This window comes from Antricoccus suffuscus, assembly GCF_003003235.1.
Taxonomy (GTDB): domain Bacteria; phylum Actinomycetota; class Actinomycetes; order Mycobacteriales; family Antricoccaceae; genus Antricoccus; species Antricoccus suffuscus.
In genome coordinates this window covers 68,279-90,136 of the sequence record NZ_PVUE01000011.1, presented here as the reverse complement: position 1 = coordinate 90,136, position 21,858 = coordinate 68,279, and the positions used below count along the sequence as shown (strand labels likewise).

General features: G+C 63.4%; 15 protein-coding genes. 10 read left to right on the top strand and 5 right to left on the bottom strand.

What is annotated here, in order from left to right:
- Positions 1 to 79 precede the first annotated feature (79 nt).
- The 10 genes from CLV47_RS13495 to CLV47_RS13450 all read left to right on the top strand — a co-directional run bounded on the left by CLV47_RS13495 (position 80) and on the right by CLV47_RS13450 (position 15,379).
- Positions 80 to 1,234 carry a serine hydrolase domain-containing protein gene (locus tag CLV47_RS13495; protein WP_106349635.1) on the top strand — a complete coding sequence of 385 codons (1,155 nt, stop codon included), beginning with the start codon at positions 80 to 82 and terminating at the stop codon, positions 1,232 to 1,234.
- A gap of 85 nt (positions 1,235 to 1,319) precedes the next feature.
- Positions 1,320 to 2,267 carry a cyclase family protein gene (locus CLV47_RS13490; RefSeq protein ID WP_106349634.1) on the top strand — a complete coding sequence of 316 codons (948 nt, stop codon included), beginning with the start codon at positions 1,320 to 1,322 and terminating at the stop codon, positions 2,265 to 2,267.
- Between the two features lie 47 nt (positions 2,268 to 2,314).
- On the top strand, positions 2,315 to 4,867 hold the full coding sequence (locus CLV47_RS13485) for a DEAD/DEAH box helicase (RefSeq protein WP_106349572.1): 2,553 nt from the start codon (positions 2,315 to 2,317) through the stop codon (positions 4,865 to 4,867).
- 152 nt (positions 4,868 to 5,019) lie between these two features.
- Positions 5,020 to 8,442: an ATP-binding protein gene (locus CLV47_RS13480; RefSeq protein ID WP_106349571.1), complete on the top strand. Its 3,423-nt coding sequence runs from the start codon at positions 5,020 to 5,022 to the stop codon at positions 8,440 to 8,442.
- 44 nt (positions 8,443 to 8,486) lie between these two features.
- Positions 8,487 to 8,717, top strand: a complete 231-nt coding sequence (locus CLV47_RS13475) for a hypothetical protein (RefSeq protein WP_106349570.1) — start codon at positions 8,487 to 8,489, stop codon at positions 8,715 to 8,717.
- A gap of 385 nt (positions 8,718 to 9,102) precedes the next feature.
- Positions 9,103 to 9,624: an O-acetyl-ADP-ribose deacetylase gene (locus tag CLV47_RS13470; protein ID WP_106349569.1), complete on the top strand. Its 522-nt coding sequence runs from the start codon at positions 9,103 to 9,105 to the stop codon at positions 9,622 to 9,624.
- Positions 9,625 to 9,765: 141 nt separating this feature from the next.
- The gene (locus tag CLV47_RS13465; RefSeq protein ID WP_106349568.1) at positions 9,766 to 11,085 is read left to right on the top strand and encodes a M23 family metallopeptidase; all 1,320 of its coding nucleotides are present in this window, start codon (positions 9,766 to 9,768) and stop codon (positions 11,083 to 11,085) included.
- Positions 11,086 to 11,224: 139 nt separating this feature from the next.
- Positions 11,225 to 12,718, top strand: coding sequence for a sugar porter family MFS transporter (locus CLV47_RS13460; protein ID WP_106349567.1), 1,494 nt, complete (start codon positions 11,225 to 11,227; stop codon positions 12,716 to 12,718).
- A gap of 129 nt (positions 12,719 to 12,847) precedes the next feature.
- Positions 12,848 to 14,014: a CaiB/BaiF CoA transferase family protein gene (locus tag CLV47_RS13455; protein WP_106349566.1), complete on the top strand. Its 1,167-nt coding sequence runs from the start codon at positions 12,848 to 12,850 to the stop codon at positions 14,012 to 14,014.
- An 81-nt stretch (positions 14,015 to 14,095) separates the two neighbouring features.
- Positions 14,096 to 15,379 carry a cytochrome P450 gene (locus CLV47_RS13450; protein WP_106349565.1) on the top strand — a complete coding sequence of 428 codons (1,284 nt, stop codon included), beginning with the start codon at positions 14,096 to 14,098 and terminating at the stop codon, positions 15,377 to 15,379.
- Between the two features lie 100 nt (positions 15,380 to 15,479).
- Here the strand turns inward: CLV47_RS13450 and CLV47_RS13445 are convergent, their stop codons facing one another.
- The 5 genes from CLV47_RS13445 to CLV47_RS13425 form a co-directional block, all read right to left on the bottom strand.
- Complete coding sequence (locus tag CLV47_RS13445) at positions 15,480 to 16,274, bottom strand: ABC transporter ATP-binding protein (protein ID WP_202862577.1); 795 nt, start codon at positions 16,272 to 16,274, stop codon at positions 15,480 to 15,482.
- Positions 16,271 to 17,980, bottom strand: coding sequence for a dipeptide/oligopeptide/nickel ABC transporter permease/ATP-binding protein (locus tag CLV47_RS13440; RefSeq protein WP_106349563.1), 1,710 nt, complete (start codon positions 17,978 to 17,980; stop codon positions 16,271 to 16,273). Before CLV47_RS13440 ends, CLV47_RS13445 begins: the two co-directional genes overlap by 4 nt.
- Entirely contained in the window at positions 17,973 to 18,995 is a 1,023-nt protein-coding gene (locus CLV47_RS13435) for an ABC transporter permease (protein WP_202862576.1), read from the bottom strand. Before CLV47_RS13435 ends, CLV47_RS13440 begins: the two co-directional genes overlap by 8 nt.
- Before the next feature lie 2 nt (positions 18,996 to 18,997).
- Positions 18,998 to 20,584 carry an ABC transporter substrate-binding protein gene (locus CLV47_RS13430; protein ID WP_106349562.1) on the bottom strand — a complete coding sequence of 529 codons (1,587 nt, stop codon included), beginning with the start codon at positions 20,582 to 20,584 and terminating at the stop codon, positions 18,998 to 19,000.
- A 64-nt stretch (positions 20,585 to 20,648) separates the two neighbouring features.
- Positions 20,649 to 21,857, bottom strand: coding sequence for a M20 metallopeptidase family protein (locus tag CLV47_RS13425; protein WP_106349561.1), 1,209 nt, complete (start codon positions 21,855 to 21,857; stop codon positions 20,649 to 20,651).
- Between the last annotated feature and the right edge of the window lies 1 nt (position 21,858).

The window sequence follows — 21,858 nt, the reverse complement described above, 5'->3', positions numbered from 1 at the left end:
TATTCGCTCCCGCGCTCTGTTCTGATTGACAATGCTGGCCGTCAAGCTGGCGGCGGCGATCACACGGGAGGGGAAACCCATGAGTTCATCCATAGATGCCGTGCTGCAGGGAGCAGTCGATGCTGGCGCCGTACCAAATGTCGTGGCGATGGCGGCCGATCGCAACGGAACCATTTACGAGGGCGCGGCCGGACCGCGGACGGTCGGGCAGGGCGAGCCGGTAACCGCCGACTCGCTGTTTCGGATCGCTTCGATGACAAAGATGGTCGCCACCGTGGCCGCCCTCCAGCAGCTCGAGCAGGGCAAGCTCGACTTGGACGCACCGGTCGAGCAGTACTGCCCGCAATTCGCCGATGTCAAAGTGCTCGACGGCTTCGACGCAGACACGCCACGGCTGCGGGCACCGGCGACCAAGGCGACCGTCAGGCAGCTTGCGACACATACCAGCGGGCTGTCTTACTGGTTCTGGAACGCCGACATTGTCAAGTGGGAAGCGGTCACGGGCACCAGCAACGTGCTCGGCGGCAAGGACGAAATCTTCAACGCACCCATGATCGCCGACCCTGGCACCAAGATCGAGTACGGCATCAACATCGACTGGCTCGGCAAGGTCGTCGAGGCCACCAGTGGTGAGTCGCTACGGGACTACATCGAAGCACACATCGCTGGCCCGCTAGGAATGTCGGACACGACGTTCCTGATGGACGAACAGCAGCGCGCCCGTTCCGTACCCATCCACGTCCCTGGCGAGGACGGCGCATGGGTTGCTACCGATGTCGACTGGAATCAGCAGCCAGACTGGTGGGCAGGCGGCCACGGGCTGTACTCCACGCCGCGTGACTATCTCAAGTTTCAGCAGATGCTGCTCGGCGGCGGGACATTCGGCGGCCAGAAAATCTTGGAGCCGGCGACCGTTGACGCTGCCTTTATCAATCAGGTAGGCGATCTGGAGTTTCCCGCAGAGGTCAAGACCGCCGACCCGAATTCCAGTTGCGACTTCAACGCCGGGCCAGGCAACAAGTGGGGCCTCGGGCTCATGATCAACACCCAGCAGCAGCCGGGAATGCGCGCCGCCGGCAGCGGCACGTGGGCAGGCATCTGCAACACGCACTTCTGGATCGACCGCGACACTGGCATCACGGGGGCGACGTACACCCAGTTCTTGCCCTTTGTGACGCCAGCGTCGATGCAGATGTACGCCGACTTCGAGAAGGCGCTGTACGCCTCCCTCTAGCGGCAACTTGCGACTACCGGTTACCGGCCTGGACGTCATCGGCAATGATCAGGTGACAGATCCCGAGTAGAACTGGATGGTTGCCATGTCGGATGTCCTTGCCGAGTACATCGAAAAGTATTCGAACTGGGGAAGGTGGGGTGTCGACGACGAACTTGGCGCCCTCAACTTCGTTGGTCCAGACCAGATCAAGTCTGCGGCCGGCCTGGTGACCGACGGCAAGGTCATCTCGTTGTCCCTGCCGTACGACGCCAACGGTCCGCAGATTGGCGGTGGGCGGACCAATCCGCAACTGTTCATGACCATGACCGGTTCGGACGCGGCCTCGGGGCGCCAGGATCGGCTGCGCCGTGGTGGCGGTGACGCCAAGGGGTTCGGGTATGCCGATGACTACATCGTCATGCCCAACCAGTGCGGCACTCAGTGGGACGCATTCGCGCACATCTTCTACAAGGGGAAGATGTATAACAACCGGGACGCCTCCGAGGTCGACTCCCGCGGTGCGCACCGCAATGGAATCCAGAACTTCACCGGCAAGATAGTGATGCGCGGTGTGCTGCTGGACATCCCGAAACTGACCGGACGGGCCGCTATGGATCCGGGCGAGGCGGTCACTACTGCGATGCTCGACGACGCGTGTGCGGCCGAGGGTGTGGAGATTCGCAGCGGCGATGCCGTACTCGTGCGGACGGGGCATCTCGGCGTACGGCGCAATGAGTGGCGGGACTACGCCGGCGGTGCGTCCCCCGGGCTGTCGCTGCACACCGCTCCGTGGCTGCACGAGCACGAGGTCGCTGCGATCGTCACCGATACATGGGGAATGGAAGTAAAGCCCAACGAGATCGACGTTTACCAGCCACTGCACATCGTCGCCCTCACCTACATGGGGATCCCGATCGGCGAGATCTTCGACCTCGAAGCGCTCGCAGAGGACTGCGCGGCCGACGGACGGTACGAGTTCATGTTCAGCGCCTCTCCCCTGCCCATCACGGGCGCTGTCGGCTCGGCCCTCAGCGCGCTCGCCATCAAATAGGTTCCCGCGGATGACCGGTCAGCGGCATAGGGCACGATGGGTAAACGATGGCGCTAATCGATCACCTCCCCGAAAACACCGACCCCGACTCGTTGTACGACGCATTCGCGACGTCCACCGCACGGGCCGGTCTAGAGCTCTACCCTGCTCAGGACGAGGCGCTGATCGAGATCCTCTCCGGATCCAACGTCATCGTCGCGACCCCGACTGGCTCAGGCAAGAGCCTGATCGCGGCCGGTGCGCAGTTTGCCGCGCTCGCACAAGGTAAGCGAAGTGTCTACACTGCGCCCATCAAGGCGCTTGTCTCGGAGAAGTTCTTCGCGCTGTGCGACATGTTCGGTGCGGAAAACGTCGGCATGCTCACCGGGGACGCCTCGGTCAACCCGGACGCGCCCATCATCACCGCAACCGCGGAAGTCCTTGCCAATAAGGCACTTCGGGAAGGACCAGGCGCCGACATCGGGCTCGTGGTCATGGACGAGTTCCACTTCTACTCCGACCCAGACCGCGGCTGGGCATGGCAAGTGCCGCTCATCGAGCTACCCCAGGCACAGTTCGTGCTGATGTCCGCGACTCTTGGCGACACGTCTCGCTTCGAGTCCGAACTCACCCGTCGTACCGGCCGCACCAGCACGACAGTCACGTCGGCGGAGCGACCCGTCCCGCTCAACTTCGAGTACGTCGTAACGCCGGTCCACGAAACGCTCGAAGAACTCTTGTCCACGCATCAGGCGCCGGTGTACGTCGTACATTTCACCCAGGCTTCGGCGCTCGAGCGCGCTCAGGCGTTGTCCAGCTTGAAGGTGTGTACGCGTGAAGAAAAGGACGCGATCGCAGCAAAGATAGGAAACTTCCGGTTCCGTTCGGGATTCGGTAAGACGCTCTCGCGCCTGGTTCGCATGGGCATCGGCGTACACCACGCAGGCATGCTCCCCCGCTATCGGCGACTCGTCGAGACACTCACCCAGGCGGGGCTGCTCAAAGTCATTTGCGGCACCGACACTCTCGGCGTCGGTATCAACGTACCCATCCGCACGGTCCTGTTCAGCGGGTTGAGCAAGTACGACGGCGTACGGCAGCGGCACCTGCACGTCCGCGAGTTTCACCAGATTGCCGGCCGCGCGGGGCGAGCCGGCTACGACACGGTCGGCACGGTCGTCGTACAGGCGCCAGAGCATGAGGTCGAAAACTACAAGGCACTGGCCAAAGCGGGCGACGATCCGAAGAAGCGCCGCAAGGTGGTACGCAAGAAACCACCACAGGGATTCGTGTCGTGGAGTGAGAAGACGTTCGATTACCTCATCGGCGCCGCCCCGGAACCTCTCGTATCGCGGATGCGGGTCAGTCACTCCATGCTGCTCAACGTAATCGCGCGCCCCGGGCCACCGCCGGAGCAACAGGACGGACGTAACAGTGCGTTCGAGGCAATGCGCCACCTGTTGCGCGACAACGATGAGGACCGCCGATCGCAGAACCGGCTGGTCCGCGAGTCAATCAGCATCTACCGCGCGCTGTTGGCCGGCGGAGTCGTCGAGCAACTCAACACGCCGGACGCCGACGGCCGCCTAGTCCGACTGACAGTTGATCTCCAGGAAAACTTCGCTCTGAACCAACCGCTGTCGCCATTTGCAGTGGCTGCGCTCGAGCTTCTGGACGTCGAAGATCCCACCTATGCACTGGATGTCGTGTCGATTCTGGAGTCGACCTTGGAGGACCCGCGCACGATCATCTCGGCCCAGCGTTCCAAGGCCCGTGGCGAGGCTGTTGCGGAGATGAAAGCCGACGGGATCGAGTACGACGAACGGATGGAGCTACTTGAGGACATCGCGCACCCCCAGCCGTTGCGCGAGCTACTAGAGGCGGCGTACTCCCGATATCGGTCAGGGCATCCGTGGATCGCCGACTACGAGCTGCAGCCTAAAACGGTCGCACGGGACATGTTCGAGCGTGCAATGACGTTCACCGAATATGTTTCCTTCTATCAGCTCGCCCGTTCCGAAGGCATGGTGCTGCGCTACCTCTCTGACGCCTACAAGGCTTTGCGACACACGGTTCCGGATACGGCTCGTACCGAGGATCTCTCCGATCTAACGGAATGGCTCGGTGAGGTTGTGCGACAGACCGACTCGAGCCTGCTCGACGAATGGGAGCAGCTGGCCTCCGGGGACACGTCGGTGGAGGTTCGACCGGAGATGGTCGACGACGAACCACGACCGGTTACCGGTAACAAACGCGCGTTTCGAGTGCTGGTGCGCAATGCACTGTTTCGCCGGGTCGAGCTGGCGGCGCTACGCCGGTACGACGAACTCGGCGCGCTCGACGTCGAAGCCGGCTGGGACGCGGAAGCGTGGGAGGAAGCGCTGACGGCGTACTTTGACGAATACGACCGCATCGGGACCGGTCCGGACGCTCGAGGGCCGGCGATGCTCACGATCGAGGAGTACGACGATCGCTGGGAGCTGCGTCAGATCTTCGACGACCCTGACTCCGATCACGACTGGGGGATCTCTGCCGTCGTCGAGCTCGACGCCTCCGACAACGCCGGTACGGCTGTGCTCCAAGTGCGCGATGTTGGTCCGGTCAGGCAGTTCGCCGACTGACCTCCGTTTGATCGTGTGACGACGGCCGTAGAAAGATCCTGTCGGCCCTGGCCACTAGGCTCAATCTCGGCGATCATGGCAAAAGACGTGGGTTCCGAAGCCGCGCATACGCGCAGGCTGGGCGGACCACGCAGGCCAATGAGGGGGTGACGATGGAGTTCCGGATTCTCGGCGCATTCGAAGTCTGGAATGCTGGCCGTGAACTCGCTGTCGGGAAAGGCCGCCAGCGGACACTCCTCGCCCTGCTCACGGTTCGCCGCAACGAGTCGGTCAGCGTCGCGCAACTTCTCGATGAACTGTGGCCCGCCGGCGCTCCGCCGACCGCTCGCACGTCACTGCATCGATACATCAGCCAGTTGCGCAAAGTGCTCGGCCGGGACCGGCTGCAGACAACCTCGAATGGCTACGAACTGCGCATAGATGATCGCGAACTGGACTCGCAACGTTTTGTCAGCACCCTCGCGTCGGGTCACGCGAGCGCAGCGCTGAAGTTGTGGCGAGGCCCGGCGTTAGCCGAATGGGACGGTCTTGACTTCGCAATGTCGGAGATCGAGCGCCTCGCGGCGCTGCGCCTGGTCGCGATCGAGCAGCGCGTTGACGCCCTGATCGGCAGAGGCAAATACGCCGAGGCCGCCGCCGAACTCGAGGGCGAGACTCGTGAGCACCCCTTTCGCGAACGATTCCGCTATCTGCAGATGCTTGCCCTCTATGGCTCCGGTAGCCAGGGTGCTGCCCTGGAGGTATATGCCAGGACCCGTCGGGCATTGCTCGACGAGCTCGGCCTAGAGCCGTCGACCGAACTTGTTGACTTACATCAGCGGATCCTCAATCAGGACCCGAGCTTACTGAGCACTCGCCAGATCACCAATGAGCGGGCCGATCCCCCCACCGCGCTCCGAGACGCCCGCGCACCGTGGCCGTTTACCGCACGCGAAGAAGAGTTCAGCGTCCTCAAATCGGCCATTGTCCGCGGCAACGAGCGACCGGGCGCACCGTCGGGCGCGGTCGTTTACGGACAGCCAGGCGTGGGCAAAACGCGGCTGATCCAGGAAGCCGTCGCTTGGGCTCAGGATCAACAGATGCACACTGCCTGGGCGATCGGGACACGGTCGGCACGTCAAACGCCGTACGCCGCGCTGGCGCACCTGACGCCCGAGCTATCGGCCGCCTCGTTTGAGGACCCGGCCGGTCTCTACCGGGCATTCGCTGCCGCTCTTCTCGGCGCCGACCGACGACGATTCGTGTTGGCTATCGACGACGCTCACCTCCTCGACCCGGGCAGTGCCGCGCTAGTTTTGCATATCGCGCTCGCCGGCGCGGCGACCGTGATTGCCAGTGTGCGTCGAGGTGAGCCGACCCCCGACCCAATCACCACATTGTGGAAAGACGGGCTCGCCTTACGCGTCGACCTGCAACCGTTCTCGCCTGAGGAGACCGACACGCTCGTATCGACGGCGCTCGGCGGGCGGTTCAGCGCGCAAGCGTCACTCCGCCTTGCATCGGGTAGCCGCGGCAATGCGCTATATATCCGCGAGATGATCCTTGGCTCGACCGCTAGCGGTGGCTTGCGCCAGCATGACGGGATATGGGTCTGGGACGGACCTACCGACCTACCACCCAGGCTTGTCGATGCGGTCAGCGAACGGTTGGAAGGGCTCTCGAGTGTCGATCGCCACGCGCTAGCGATCATCGCACTCGGCGAACCGCTACCGATCACGGTTATCGAACAGATCATCCCTCCCGCCGCGATCGCCCGCATCGAAGCGGCCGGCCTTGCACAGCTCCACGACGAAGGCGGGGAAATCAACTGCCGGCTGGCTCATCCGCTGTACGGCGACGTGACCCTGGCGCAGCTCGGGGCGGCCGAACGACGCCGGCTACTACGCATCCTGTCCGATGCTCTCACCGAGTTCGGACGCCGAACCGATCAAGATCGGATGCGGATCGCTACCTGGCGGCTAGATGCCGGCGCGCATGTGTCCGCCGGCTACCTGACGCAAGCCGCGATAATCGCCAATCATGCATTCGACTATCGCCTCGGCGAACGACTCGCACAGGCTGCGGCAGATCGCGCCGGGGGGCCAGCCGCGGCCGTCGCTCTCGCCCAGTCCCTGAGTGGGCAGCAGAAGTTCACCGCAGCGGAATCCATCCTGGCCGCGAGCGAGACGCAGATTCTCGCCGCGCCGGATCACGCGCTCCAACACTCATACCTCACCGAACGCTTCAACGCCCTCTATCAAGGCCTCGCCCAGCGCGCTCCGACTCTGTCGATGCTCGATCGATTTGCAGCACAGCATTCTGACCGAGAATCGCGCTACTTTGTCGACGGCTATCGCGCCGCGATCGTGTTAGACGACGGTCGCATGCCGGACGTGTTGACCTTGACGGCAGCGGCCCTCAACGATCCGGACGCAAGTCCTGCCGCGACGTACCTGGCTGCCCGACTAACCGGTGAGGCCGCGGTATACCTAGGGCAAATGGCACTGGCCGAGTCGGCACGTGACCGGCTTCGACTACTCGCCGCCACGAGAGCGCCGGAGGCGGCTGCCGCTCAGACCACCGCAGATCTGCAAGCGAACATGCGCCACATTCTCGAGGGCCGGGCACTCGTGATGGAGCCGGTCCTCACCGCTTATATGCGCAAGGTCGGGGATAACCAGGACAAAATGGGCCTTGGACTTACCGGACTCGAACTCGGCACCACCCTGCTTATGAGAGGCAAGCCTCTTTCGGCTCGCGATGTACTTGTTGAAGCGATCGAGGCGTTTCAGCAGATGAATATCGGCGGCGTACTTCAGTGGGCTCATGCAATCCTCGCCCAAGCCTACGCATTGGTCGGTGACCTATCCGCCGCCAAGAAGGCGAGGCTGGCGGCTGATGCCGGCCCCACCACGCCCATGAGCATCCGTACTGAGGTGGACTTCACGGCCGCCGACGTACTCATCGAAATGGCTGACGGCAACGTCACCGGCGCGATCCGGCTGGCTCTCGACGGGGCCGCCAGGCTAGAACACCTGATCATGCATCAGGCGCGCCTCCTCCACTTAGCCTTCCGGCTGGGCGCGCCTTCGAGCGCCGTACGCGAGAAACTCGCGACCATCGCGTCGCAGACCGACGCCGAGCTAGCCCTCATCCTGCGGTCGCATGTTGACGCGGCCGCGCAGCACGACGCCGAAGCGCTGGAAGCGACGGCTGGCAGCTACGAGTCACTCGGGCTCACCCTGCACGCCGCTGAAGCGGCGGCGCAGGCCGCCGCGGCCTACCGCAAAATCAAGGCACTTCCTGCTGCCGCACGAATCGCAGCACGCACCGATAGCTTGCTCGCGCAGTGCGAGGGAGCGCGCACCCCACTGGTCGCTGCACCCGCGACGCATTCAACGCTGAGCCGACGCGAATACGAAGTCGCGCGGCTGGCCGCGACCGGCCTGTCCAACGCCGCGATCGCTACCCGCCTGGTGTTGTCGGTGCGCACCGTCGAGTCACACCTCTACCAAGCATTCGGCAAGCTCGGCGTAGAGACTCGGGCCGACCTCGCCGCGGCCCTTCCCGAAATTCCGGTTCCACGCGCTCAGTAATGACTACTGATGGTGATTCAACCTCACCTTAATAATGTCTATGTATGGATCGCGAACATCTCATCGACCGACTACCCGAAGGGCTAGCGACAGCGCTGCGCCTCGACGACGCAGGGCAGGACCACGAGGTCATTGCTACCGCATTGGGAATTCCGATCGAGAGCGTGCCGGTCCTACTCGAAGTTGCCAACGGCAAGCTCACTCGGCTGGCTGCGGGCGACGATGCCGCGCTTGTGAACGAAGACTGCAACGACAACACGACCGGGGCTCGCTAACGGCCCTCGGCCCGCCGAGCACCGTTAGCCGATTGTTAGTGACCTGGTGCAGCATCTACCGCATGACCATCGATACCGGCACCGTGTGACGTTGTCGATGCTGGGGAGAGAGTGACACCTCGCGGTGCCGATCTGTTGAGACCGCGCCCGGGGGGAGCACGGACTTGCCAGGACAATTGAGACCCGACTTGCCGCTCTTGGGGGAGAGCGGGCGACTCGCGGATGCAATTGGATGCTGGCGGGCCTGCGGCAACGTGCCGTCGGCCCGCCAGTATCGGCGCCTCGGGACTTCGTTCGTCTAGTCGACTATATTTTTCGTTCATCGAGCGGAGTCAAGTCGCGGCGAGGTCGCGATGTTCGCAACTTCACGACGTAATCTGAGCGCATGCGTAACACGCGAATCAGTCTGGTACTCGGTGATATCACCGAAGAGGATGCTGATGCCATCGTCAACGCCGCAAACTCAACACTTTTGGGCGGCGGCGGCGTAGACGGCGCGATTCATCGTGCCGGCGGCCCGTCGATCTTGCGCGACTGCAAACAGCTACGCGCCTCGACGCTGAAGGATGGGCTGCCTGCCGGCAGCGCAGTCGCAACAACGGCAGGTAATCTCGCCGCGCGCTGGGTGATCCATACCGTAGGTCCGGTCTGGAGCGATACCGAGGACCGTTCGCGCCTCCTCTCGTCGTGTTACACCGAGTCGTTGCGTGTGGCAGACGCCTTGGGCGCCGCGAGTGTCGCATTCCCCGCGATCTCGACCGGTGTCTATCGATGGCCGGTTGAGGATGGCGCACGTCTCGCGATCGAGGCGGTACGACGCTGCGATTCTGGACCGATCGACGTACGTTTTGTGCTGTTCAGCCAGCGGGCGTACGACGTATTCAGTAACGCGGTCCGCGAGATTTAGGCAAACTGTTACAGGTGTGACCTGTGGGTCTTGTGAGGAATATGTGACACGACGTGCAACACTTGGGTTCCGCGTGCTCGACTAAGCCGCACGTTGCACGCGACTTCCCATGATGTTTATGCGGCATTGGGAGGCACTTTCGTGTCACGATCGAGGGCGACCGCCACCGCCATCGGCGTTGCAGTCTCGGCTCTCTTGTGGGCCTTCGTCGTACCCTCGGCGGCAGTCGCGCTGCCGCCTCCGCCGCCGAATCCGTCCGATGCGCAGATAAGTGGCGCCGCCGCCGAGAAAGCCGCCGCCAGCGCCGCGGTCAGCCAAGCGGCCGCCAACTCTGCGGCTATGGCCAATCAGATTGGCGCACTCGAAGCACAGACACTCGCCGCAGCCGACAAGCACGAGCAAGCCGTCGGCCAGCTGGAAATCGCCAACCAGACGCAACTACAGACCGCACAGTCGGTAAAGGACGCAGGCGTCGCCGTCGGCAATGCAGAAGCCAGCGTTGCGACGCTCGCGCATAATTCCTACATTCAGGGAAACTTCATATACACCGACATCATGCTGCTGACCGCCGAAGGCCCGCAGGACCTGATTGAGCGCTCCAGCATGCTCTCGGTCGTCTCGCAGATCCAGATGAAGCAGGTCGAAAAACTGAGGCTGGCCAAGATCGCTCAAGCCAACGCAGACTCGGCCGCCAAGCAGGCGGTTCTCGACAAGGCCGCGGCTGAAAAGCTAGCAAAAGAGACCCTCGATACGGTCACGTCTCAGTTATCGAGCGCACAGGAGACGATGCAGACCCTGCAGGCGCAGAAGGTGCAGCTCGACGCGCAGCTTGCCGCCGCGCAAAGCACGCTCATGCAACTCGAAGGCGCGAAGCAGACATACCAGCAATGGCTCGCGCAGAAGCAGGCCGAAGAAGCTGCAGCCGCCGCGGCCGCCGCGAAAGCCGCCGCCGACAAGGCGGCTGCCGCCCAAGCGGCCGCTGCTCAAGCGGCCGCCGCCGCGAAACCGGCTAGTAGCGGACCATCTTCCGGCGGGTCGTCAGCCCCACCGTCGAATTCCGGAGCGAGCAATGGCGCGTGGGCCCTGCCCGCAGGCGGCGTCCTCACGACATGCTTTTGCATGCGCTGGGGCGAGATGCACTACGGCATCGACATCGCGGCGCCGTTCATGACACCGATCTACGCCGCCGGCAGCGGCACGGTGAAACGCGCCGGCTCGGCCACCGGCTTCGGGCAGGCCATCTACATCCAGCACGCCGGCGGCTGGGTCACTGTCTACGGGCACATCGAGGCCATCTATGTCAGCGTCGGCCAACAGGTCAGTGCCGGACAGGTGATCGCGGGGATGGGATCGCGCGGTTTCTCAACGGGTGTCCATCTGCACTTCGAGGTCACGCAAGGCATGTACGGCACTCGGGTAAGCCCAATTCCCTGGCTGGCTGCCCGGGGAATTTACCTCTAGACAAACACGCAGATCGCCTAGGTAAATCAGGTGTTTCGCGAGTACGGTATCGCCACGTCACATTTTGTGCCGCGTCGACATATTGGTGCCTTGACCGACCACACCGCGACGCAGCCTTTCGAACGGATGAGGTGCGATCATGGCACTTGAGGAAGAGTACGGAAGTTCATCAGCGGATGCCGCGTCGCACCACCGCGGCAAGGTCATCATGCTGGCCGTCGCGGCGGCGGTTGGCGGATTTCTATTCGGCTTCGACTCGTCCGTCATTAATGGCGCCGTAGACGCGATCGCCGGTCACTTCGCGCTGTCGGCATTCGTTAAAGGACTAGTCGTAGCCATCGCATTACTCGGCTCGGCCGTGGGCGCGTGGCTGGCCGGCGGATGGGCCGACAGGTGGGGCCGCACGAGGGTCATGGTCATCGGGGCCGTCCTCTTTGCTCTATCCGCGGTCGGATCGTCGTTTCCCTTTGCCGCATGGGACCTGGCCTTTTGGCGAGTAGTCGGCGGCGTCGGTATCGGTATCGCGTCGGTCATCGCGCCGGCGTACATCGCCGAAATCGCGCCGGCAGCGATCCGCGGGCGTCTCGGATCATTGCAGCAGCTCGCGATCGTGCTCGGTATCTTCGTAGCTCTGTTGTCGGATGCATTCTTCCTCAATGCTGCCGGGACCGACTCCACCGGCGAGAAGAACGCGCAGAACATCGTCCTCGGCTTGCAGGCATGGCAGTGGATGTTTCTCGTCGGCGTCATCCCCGCGATTGTCTACGGAATACTCGCCCTCCAGATCCCGGAGTCGCCGCGGTTCCTCGTCGCTAAAGGACGCATGCGTGAGGCCCTGAAAGTCCTTCATACGACGGTCGGCGACGAAGCAGAACAGAAGGCCGCCGAGATCAAGGAGACCCTCGATACCGAGCACCAACCCACGATGAAGGACATCCGTGGCCCGGCCTTTGGACTCATGCCGATTGTCTGGGTGGGCATCGCGCTGTCCGCGTTTCAGCAGCTGGTCGGCATCAACGTCATCTTCTACTACTCCACGACATTGTGGAGTTCGGTTGGCTTCTCCAAAGAAGACTCGGCGCTCATCTCGGTGTTCACCTCGGTCCTCAATATCCTCGTCACCCTGGTGGCGATCGCGCTGGTCGACAAGATCGGACGCAAGAGGCTTCTACTCATCGGCTCTGCCGGAATGGCGATCTCACTCGGCCTGGCGACCGTGGCGTTCACCCAGTCCTCAATTGATTCCTCGGGCGCCGTCCATCTCGGGAACCCTTGGGGCCTGCTTGCGCTCATCGGCGCGAACATGTTTGTCGTCTTCTTCGGTGCGACCTGGGGTCCGGTCGTTTGGGTTCTTCTCGGCGAGATGTTCCCCAACAAAATTCGCGCGGCGGCACTTTCGGTGGCTGCGGCGGCTCAGTGGATATGCAACTTCCTTATTACGGTCTCGTTCCCCGTCATGAGTGAGAAATTAGGTCTACCCGTCACGTATGGGTTCTACGTGCTGTGCGCCGTACTCTCGTTCATCTTCGTCAAGACAAAGGTGGTCGAGACTCGTGGGCTTGAGCTGGAAGAGATGGGCACCGGCAAACTTGCCGAGCCGATTGTTCGCAGGTCCCGCGCTCGCCACTCATAGCGGCGTCGAACGGCTACCCGAACCGGGCCGCCACGGCCCATATGGGGTGTGGAAAAGTGCAACGGTGACGTCGATACAGACCGCCGGTCGCCGACGTATCGCACGCCGTATGAGAGGACCTGGACCCACATGACCACCACCGCCCCCCACACCGCTTCGCCACGCCCGATGGACGACATGCTGGTGCTCGATTTCACGCAGGTCATTGCCGGGCCCATGTCCACGATGATGTGCGCGGACCTCGGTGCGACGGTGATCAAGGTCGAACCACCCACCGGCGACAACGGCCGCACCTACGGCAGCAGTGATCCTTCCATCATCGCCTCCCCGGTGTACGACGCGTTCAACCGGGGGAAGCGCTCGATCGTGCTCGATCTGCGCCAGGAGGACGATCTTGCACTCGCGAAGAAGATCGCCCGCAAGGCGGATGTCGTGGTCTCAGCATTCCGGCCGGGGGTCATGGAGCGGCTCGGCCTAGGCTATGACGCTTTGCGCGCGGAGAACCCGCGACTTATCTACGGTCTGATCAGCGGGTTCGGTCCCGACGGCCCGGGGCGCACACGGCCCGGCTTCGATGGCGCGCTACAGGCAGAGACCGGACTGCTGGAGCTCTGCGGCGAGCCCGATGGCCCTCCCCAGCGGATCGGCACGCACGTCGTCGATGTCACGACCGGTCACGTCATGTTTCAAGCCATCCTCGCGGCGCTGCTCAACCGCGAGCGGCATGGCATCGGCGAGTGCATCCAGACTTGCCTATTCGACTGTGGCATCAGCCTGCACACACATCATTTCTCGGAGTACCTGACTCACGGTGTCGCGCCGACACGAAACGGCAACCAGGCCGCCATGTCCGCACCGTCGGGGCTCTACCAGACCAAAGACGGCTACATCGTTTTCTCCGCAAATTCGGTGAAACATTGGGACGCGTTCCTCAAGGTGACCGGATCCGAAGTGTTGGCTGGCGAGGACTACGCGACCCAGAATCTGCGCACAGCCAACCGAGACACGCTCGTCCCGATCGTCATGGACATACTGCGGCAGCACACGACCGATGAGTGGGTCAAGATCTTCGAAGAAAGCGAGATGGTCTACGGCAGGCTGCAGGATTACGCCGCCATCACCGCCTCTGAGCAGTTCTCGGTCAACGACCTCGCGCTCGAGTCCCGCGATGGCGACCGGACCGTCCGCTCCGTGCGGCCGCCGGTGCGCTACTCGTCGTTCGACTACGCACAGACGAATGCCTCGCCCGCCGTCATTGGCCAGGACAGCGACGAAGTCCGCGCCGAGTTCGGCTAGCCCACGACGATCGCGATGCCCTAATCGCGACGATTGCCATATAGTGACCGAAACCACGCGATGAGGTTTCGGAGAGCCGATATGACGATTGTTTTGCCTAGCGCGCACGAGCATCCACTCACCACCGACAAGGACATTTCGAGTCCGGAGTTCTGGTTGAAATCCTTCGACGAGCGCGATAAGACGTTCGGGTGGCTGCGAAAAAACGCACCGGTGAGTTGGCACCATCCCCTTCAGGACGTCTCGGTACCACCGGAGGTCCACAAAGAAAAGGGATTCTGGGCGGTCGTCAAGGCAGAGGACATTACCTACGTCAGCCAGAACCAGGAGCTCTTTAGCTCTGACCAGCAGCGAACAAACATCATGCTGCGTCCGCGAGTGCCGGACATGATCCAGTCACCGTCGTTCCTGGAGATGGACCCGCCGCTTCACACGAAATACCGGCGGACCATCAGCGCAGCGTTCACGCCCAAGGCCGTCCGCCGCCTCGCGGATCAGATCAATACCCGGGCCGAGCAAATCATCGATCGCGTGCGTGGCGCCGGCGATATCGACTTCGTCGAGGAGGTTGCTGCCAAACTGCCGATGATGACGGTCGCGGACATGGTCGGCGTGCCGGAGCACCTGGTCGAGACGTTCGCTCTCGCGGGTGATCGGTTTATCGGCGCCAACGACCCGGAGATCAATGGCGGCGCCAACCCAATGGAGTTCGTCCAGGATCAGATCAACACCCTCGTCGGAATCGGCCTTGATCTGGTAGCCCAGCGGCGGAAGGATCCCAAGGACGACATCGCGACTGCGCTCGCCAACGCCGATGACATCTTCGGTCACCCGCTCAACGAGTCGGAGATGGGCGCGGTCATGCTGCTGCTCAGCGTGGCGGGCAACGACACGACGAAGCAGACGACCGCGCGCACCGTCATGACGCTCTGGGACAATCTCGACCAGCGGGAATGGCTCATGGAAGACTTCGACGGTCGGATCATGAGTTCAATCGACGAATTCATCCGGCACGCATCACCGGTCCTTGAGTTCGCCCGCACCGCGACGCAGGATCTCGAGCTTCGCGGCGAACACATACAAGCCGGCGACAAAGTCGTTATTTTCTACTGCTCAGGCAACCGAGACGAGTCGGTGTTCGACAATCCCGGCAAGTTCGACCTGCATCGCGGGCGTAACCCACACGTGGGTTTCGGCGGTGGAGGCGTGCACTTCTGTCTTGGCAGCGGTGTTGCGAAGACCCAGCTGCGCGCGCTGTTCTCGCAGATCCTCACCAAGCTCCCGGACATGAAGATCGGCGAACCGGAGATGCTGCGCAGCGAATTCATCCACGGCGTCCGTCACTTGCCGGTACACATTCCGTAACCGCCTGCGCGTCTCGCCACCCCTGGTCACGGCAACCTCCTCCCAGTCACGCCTTGATAGGCAGCACAAGGAGGAGACTGCCGTGACTCGAGAGGGCACCTCAGTCGAGGCTGAAGGTCGGCGATCCCGGCACGGCGGCCAACAGCGCCTTCGTGTAATCGTGCCGCGGCGCGCGAAACAGCGCCTCGCTATTGGACTGTTCGACGATATCGCCGCGATAGAGCACGACGACGTCGTCACTGACGTGGCGTACGACGGCGAGGTTGTGCGAGATGAACAACATCGTCAGTTGCAGTTCGGCGCGCAACCGCGCGATCAACGCCAGGATCTCCGCCTGCACCGATACATCCAAAGCAGAGGTGATCTCGTCGGCGATGATTACCTCGGGCTCGATCACCAACGCACGGGCAATAGCGATCCGCTGCCGCTGTCCGCCAGAGAACTCGTGCGGGTAGCGGTCAATAGAGTCGGCATCGAGGCGCACTAGCTCAAGCCAGTGCACGATCCTGTCCCGATGCTTACGCACCTCATCGTGCGCCGGATCGATCGACTCGGCCATTGTCTGACCGACCGTACGACGCGGGTTCAGCGACGAGTACGGGTCCTGAGGAATCATCTGCACCTTGCGGCGGAAGTCCAACCGGTCGCGCTTCGACAATGTCGCGAGGTCCGTCCCATTGAGAGAGATCGACCCGGCCACCGGTTCGACAATCCCCACAATCGCCTTGGCCACCGTGGACTTCCCCGACCCCGACTCCCCCACGAGGCCGACCGTGCGGCCGGCCGGCAACTCCATGCTGATCGAGTGCAGCACCGTTGCAGCGCTAGCGCCGTGTCCGAAGGTAACCGTCAGGTCTTCGATCGTCAGTGCCGACGACCGGCGTTCGGTGCTCACGCGCGCACCGGCAACGGATCTGACAGGCTCGGGGTCGCCGCGATGAGCTTCTTCGTGTACGGATGCCGCACGTCGCGTTCGGCGAGCTGGCGCCATGACAGTTCCTCCACAATCTCACCGGCGTTCATCACCAGTACCCGGTCGCACAACTCCTCCACGACGCCGATGTCATGCGAGATGAACAGCATCGATACCGCCCGATCCTTGTTTATCCTCTTGAATTCACGGAGGATCTCCGCCTGCACCGTGACGTCAAGCGCCGTAGTCGGCTCGTCCGCGATGATCAGCTCAGGTTTCGCCGCGAGAGCCGCGGCGATCATCGCCCGTTGACGCATCCCACCGGACAACTCGTGCGGATGCTGACGCAGGCGACGCTCCGGCGAGCTCATGTGAACAGTGGTGAGTGCGCCGAGCACCAACTCGCGGGCCTTCTTCTTCGACTGGTTGCCGTGGGTGCGTAGTACTTCGCTGAGCTGACTGCCCATCCGCAACGCGGGGCTGAACGTCGTACCCGGATCTTGATAGACCAGCGCTACCGTCGTCGCCAGCTTGCGGCGGGAAACTCTGCCGAGCATGTCCATCTCGCCGACACGTACCTCAGACGCGGAAGCGGTGAGCCCCTCGGCGAGCAGCTTCGCCAAAGCCATCGCCGTGACGGACTTCCCGGAGCCCGACTCCCCCACCACACCGACGATCTCGCCACGTTCGATGGTGAACGAGACCCCGTGCAGCAGTTCGGTCCCACGGTCGGTGCTGACCCGAAGGTCCTGGACCGAGACAAACGACGAGTCCGAGCGCACCTCCGTCTCCCGGCCCGCGGAAGGGATCTGAATGTGCTTGCGCCGCCGCTGTGCCGTGCGCGGATCGGCCGCCGCCGCCAGTCCGTCGCCGATCAGCATGACGCTGAGGATCGTCAGCACGATCATCAACGCCGGCCCGAACACCTGAGCCGGGCGGGTGTAGATCGCCGGCAGCGCATCGATCAGCAGCTTGCCGTAGTCGTAGCTCGGCGACTGTACGCCGAGCCCCACAAACGACAGTCCGGACAGCTCAATCAGCGAAACCGCAAACCCGGAGGCGACCAGGATGAGCATCGGCTCGGCCATGTTGGGCAGCAGGTGGCGGGTGATGACCTTACGGCCAGGTACGCCGAGCAGCCGCGCAGTGACAACGAAATCGCGCCGCGACACGTCCGATGCCAGGTTGGCGGTAAGTCGGCCCCAGGCGGGTATGCCGGCGATCCCGATGCCGATCACCACGGCCACCGCCCCGGCGCCGATGATCGAGGTAATGATCAATGCGACCAGCAGCCCCGGATAGGACACGGCGACCTCGACAGCGCGCAGACCAAGCTCGCGGACCCGACGAGGCGCAAGCCAAATGCCGGTACCGAGCAGCACGCCGATCACGACGGAGATAGCCGTCGCCGCAGCGGTCATGATCAGGGTCAGTCGGGTCGCGACCAGTGAGCGCGCGAGCATGTCTCTTCCGAACTCGTCCGTGCCGAACCAGTGTTTCGCGGACGGCGGCGCACTCGCGTGCGAGGACAAGGCGTTCGCCGAGTGCGACATCACCAGCGGGGCGACGATCCCGATCAGCAAAATGATGCCGAACAGCACCAGCCCGGCGATCAAGCCGAACGTCCAGTAGAAGGATCGCGCGCGTTGCGTTGGAGTCTCGTCGGGGACGGTGACCGGGTTAGTCATGTTTGCCACCAAGGGTCCGGGGGTCGATCAGACCCAGGATGATGTCGACGAACAGGGTCAGCAGCGCGGCAAGCAGTCCGAGCACCAGGATGATCCCTTGAATAACTGGATAGTCCTTGTTGACGATGGCTTGCACGATGCCCAACCCGAGCCCCGGCCAGCCAAACACGGTCTCGACCACGATCGCGCTGCCGAGCATCGAGGTCAGGATCAGTCCGCTGAGGGTGAGCGTGCTCGTCAGCAGGGCCGGCAACGCGTACTTGCCATAGAGCCGAGCGCCTCGCAGGCGCCACCCACGCGCGGTACGCATGAAGTCCTGCTCGAGTACGACGGCTGTCTCCCGGCGTACAACGCGCGCAACGATGCACGCCGGCCCGATCGCCAGGCCTAACACCGGAAGCACGAAGGACGCGGCCGGATGCACCCGCGAGTAAGCCGGCGGAAACAACGTCAGGCTGACTGCGAAGATCAACACGAGGAAGGTCGCCATGACGTACGACGGGATCGCGGCCACGAGACCCGTGCCGAACCCGAACACCGTGTCCAGCCAGCGCTTGCGGCCACCCCGAGTCAGTACGCCGACCGCCATCCCGACGGGTACGGCGACGACCAGCACCACGGCCATCGCGATGAACGCAATGCCTGCAGTGAAGGGCAACCGCGCGAAGACGACCGAAACGACCGAGCCGTGCAGCGAGAAGGACTGACCCAGGTCGCCGTGCAGCAGTCCACCGACGTAGTTGACGAACTGCTGCGGCAGCGGCACGTCCAGGCCCAGCTGGCTGCGAATGACCTCGATTTGCTGAGGTGACGCATCCGACCCGGCGGCGTTGACCGCCGGGTCGCCGGGAATCAGCCGAACGATGAAAAACGTGACGAGCACCAGCACGACGACCGTCATTACCAGCCCGAGTGCGCGTTTGACGGCGAACTGCGCCCACGGGGACATCCCGCGGGTCGCAGTCCGGTCGTCGGCCTCAGCGCGCGCGTCGGACACCGACGTCACCTCAGTCATGATCAGTTGCTGACAATCCGCGTCGTGGTGTAGTTCAAGGTGCCACCGGGCGCCTTCACCACCACGTCGGGCTGCGAGGTCGTGTTCCAGACGATCCCGCCCAGTGGCACGACATCGTCGCGCTCGAGCATGGTCTTCTGTGCGGTCTGGTAATCCTTGCACTGTTGGGTCTTGTCGGTCGTCGCGAGCGCCGCCTTCAGGGCCGCCGCACCGTCGGGATTGTTATTAGCGCCGATATTGCGACCGCCTTGTTCGATCGAGGGGCCCATGACGCGGTCCAATGACGAGCTGATCAGTTTCGCGGCGTTGATGTCACCCATGATCGTGATATCCCAGTCCCCGCCCGGCTTCTGCGTCTCGGTCGCCCAGGTCGCGTTGTCGGTCTTCTTCAGGTCGACCTTTGCGCCGGCGTCGCTGAGCACCTGTTGGATGTACTCCGCGCCCTTACCTTGGTCTCCGAAGGCCGTCGAGGCGACCATCTTGATGTTGGCGCCGGTGAGGACCTTGGCGGCCGCCGACTTGTCGTACTTCTCGATCAGTGACTTGTCCGTGTTGGCGCAGTCGTACGTCTTTGGCACGATCGAGTTGAACAGCGGGCTCACGCCGGCCGAGAAGACCTTGTTGAACGCCGAACGGTCGATCGCCTGCGCGACGGCCTTCCGCGCATCGGGCTTGTCGGCGAAATAGTGTCCGGCGCGCTCGTTGAACATCACGTAGACGTTCGCGATCACGGTCGTGACTTGGTTGTAGTCCTTACCCTTGAACCGGTTGAGCGTCTCGCCACCGATGTTGCCGATGTCGAGGTCTCCGCTGAGCAGCTTGTTGGCCGTGGTCGCCTGGTCGGTCGCGATGCCGAAGACGATTTTCGACGCAGGAACGCCCTTGAGCGGCTTGGAGTATTTGGGCCACGACTTGTAGTCCTTGCGCAGGTCGTAGGTGTAACTCACGCCCGGCTTCGCCTCGCCGAGCGTGTAGGGCCCGGAGAAGGCGCCCTTGACCGTGCCGGCCTTGAGCCCCTCGGTATCGGCGAGGCCTGCCGGGCAGACGATCGCAGACTGTGCGACGGTGAGGCCGGGCAGCAGGTTCGCGTAAGGCCCCGCCGTCTCGATCGTGACCGTAGAGGTCTGGTCGTCAGCCGTGATTGTCGGCGCGCCGACCCCGAAGACCAGCGGCGCGAAGACGTGGTCGCCGGTCTTGTTCTGGCCGAGGTAGTTCAGCGAGTTGGCGACCACCGACGCGGTGATCGGCGTACCGTCCGCACAGGTCGCGTCCTTCCTGATGGTGAACGAGTATTTGGACGCCGAGTCCGCCGTCCACTTGGTCGCCAGGCCGCCGATGATCGAGCCGTCGTCGTCCCGGTGGAGCACGGTGTCGTAGAGCAGCGAGTCGGCGACGTAGTCATCACCGGCGTGCGCCGTTGCCGGGTCAAATGACGTCGGGTTGGTCGTGGCCTCGGTGTAGATCGTGCGGGACTTCGCGGTGCCGCCGCTGCCCGAGCTACCGGAGCCGCCTGAGCAGCCGGCCAGCGCGACGGCGAGCGCTACGGCTCCGGCGCCGGCGGCAACGAAACGTTGATGTCTCAGCGTCATGAGTATCTTCCTTGTCTGTACGTCGAGTTGAGCGGGTGTGAACTGTTGTGAGTCTCGAAACGGGCTACTGGCTGGCCTTATCCAGCCGGGCAACGGCCAGCGCGGCGTAGACCGCCGCCGCGTCGGCGAGGACGTGATCGTCGAACTGGGCACGTGGCGAGTGGTTCATCGCAGCTTTATGCGGATCTGCGTCAGCCATGCAGGCGCCGAGGAAGATGAACGCGCCCGGCACCTCGGCGATGACTCTGGAGAAGTCCTCGGAGCCGCTGACCGGCTGGGGCAGCTCGGCGTACCGCTCCTCCCCCATTAACGCCTGAATCAGCTGCTGGCTGAACGCGACCTCATCTACGTCGTTGATCGTGGCCGGGTACTGCACCTCGAATCGCACGTCGACGTCGAGCCCGTGCGCCGCCGCGATACCCCGGATGAGCGGCGGGATCACTTCGTGCAGCCTCTCCGACGCGTCGTTCGAGAACGCCCGCACGGTCGCCTGGAAGGTCGCGGTATCGGGGATAACGTTGCGGATCGACCCGGCACGCAGGTAACCGACGGTTACGACGACGGGGTCGAAGATGTTGAAGACCCGCGTCACCATTGTCTGCAGTGCCGTAATCATCTCGGCCGCCGCTGGCACCGGGTCCTTAGCCCCATGCGGTGCAGAGCCGTGACCACCGGCGCCCAGGACCGTCACGTCCAGGTTGTGCGCGGCGGACATCACCGTCTGTGGGCGGCTGGCAAACACGCCTTGCGGTGACTGGTTGGAGATCACGTGCAACCCATATGCGAAGTCGGCCCGCTTCCCGGCCGCATCCAGCACACCCTCAGCGATCATGACGCCGGCACCGTCATGGCCTTCCTCACCGGGCTGGAACATGAAGACCACATCGCCCTTCAGCGCATCTCGGTGCTGGCTGAGCAGCCGCGCACCGCCGATGAGCGCGGTGGTGTGCAGGTCGTGGCCGCACGCATGCATTGCGCCGTTCTCGGCGGCGAAGTCGAGGCCGGTCAGCTCGTCTACTGGAAGCGCGTCCATGTCACCGCGAAGCAGAACCGTCGTCGGGTTCGCGTCCGACCGAGCGCCGCCGCGTAGAACCGCAGTGACCGAGGTTGTGTCCTTGCCGACGGAGACTTCCAATGGCAGCCCCTGCAGTTCCTTAAGTACGCGCTCCTGAGTGCGCGGCAACTGGAGCCCGATCTCCGGTTCTCGGTGCAGGCTTCGACGGACCTGGACGAGATCCTCTTGCAGCGACTGAGCGTCTTCCTTGAGATTCACA

Excerpts from the sequence above, each read along its gene's own strand:
- CLV47_RS13495 (WP_106349635.1), top strand. The coding sequence starts at position 80 with ATGAGTTCATCCATAGATGCCGTGCTGCAGGGAGCAGTCGATGCTGGC.
- CLV47_RS13490 (WP_106349634.1), top strand. The coding sequence starts at position 1,320 with ATGTCGGATGTCCTTGCCGAGTACATCGAAAAGTATTCGAACTGGGGA.
- CLV47_RS13485 (WP_106349572.1), top strand. The coding sequence starts at position 2,315 with ATGGCGCTAATCGATCACCTCCCCGAAAACACCGACCCCGACTCGTTG.
- CLV47_RS13480 (WP_106349571.1), top strand. The coding sequence starts at position 5,020 with ATGGAGTTCCGGATTCTCGGCGCATTCGAAGTCTGGAATGCTGGCCGT.
- CLV47_RS13475 (WP_106349570.1), top strand. The coding sequence starts at position 8,487 with ATGGATCGCGAACATCTCATCGACCGACTACCCGAAGGGCTAGCGACA.
- CLV47_RS13470 (WP_106349569.1), top strand. The coding sequence starts at position 9,103 with ATGCGTAACACGCGAATCAGTCTGGTACTCGGTGATATCACCGAAGAG.
- CLV47_RS13460 (WP_106349567.1), top strand. The coding sequence starts at position 11,225 with ATGGCACTTGAGGAAGAGTACGGAAGTTCATCAGCGGATGCCGCGTCG.
- CLV47_RS13455 (WP_106349566.1), top strand. The coding sequence starts at position 12,848 with ATGACCACCACCGCCCCCCACACCGCTTCGCCACGCCCGATGGACGAC.
- CLV47_RS13450 (WP_106349565.1), top strand. The coding sequence starts at position 14,096 with ATGACGATTGTTTTGCCTAGCGCGCACGAGCATCCACTCACCACCGAC.
- CLV47_RS13440 (WP_106349563.1), bottom strand. The coding sequence starts at position 17,980 with ATGACTAACCCGGTCACCGTCCCCGACGAGACTCCAACGCAACGCGCG.
- CLV47_RS13435 (WP_202862576.1), bottom strand. The coding sequence starts at position 18,995 with ATGACTGAGGTGACGTCGGTGTCCGACGCGCGCGCTGAGGCCGACGAC.
- CLV47_RS13430 (WP_106349562.1), bottom strand. The coding sequence starts at position 20,584 with ATGACGCTGAGACATCAACGTTTCGTTGCCGCCGGCGCCGGAGCCGTA.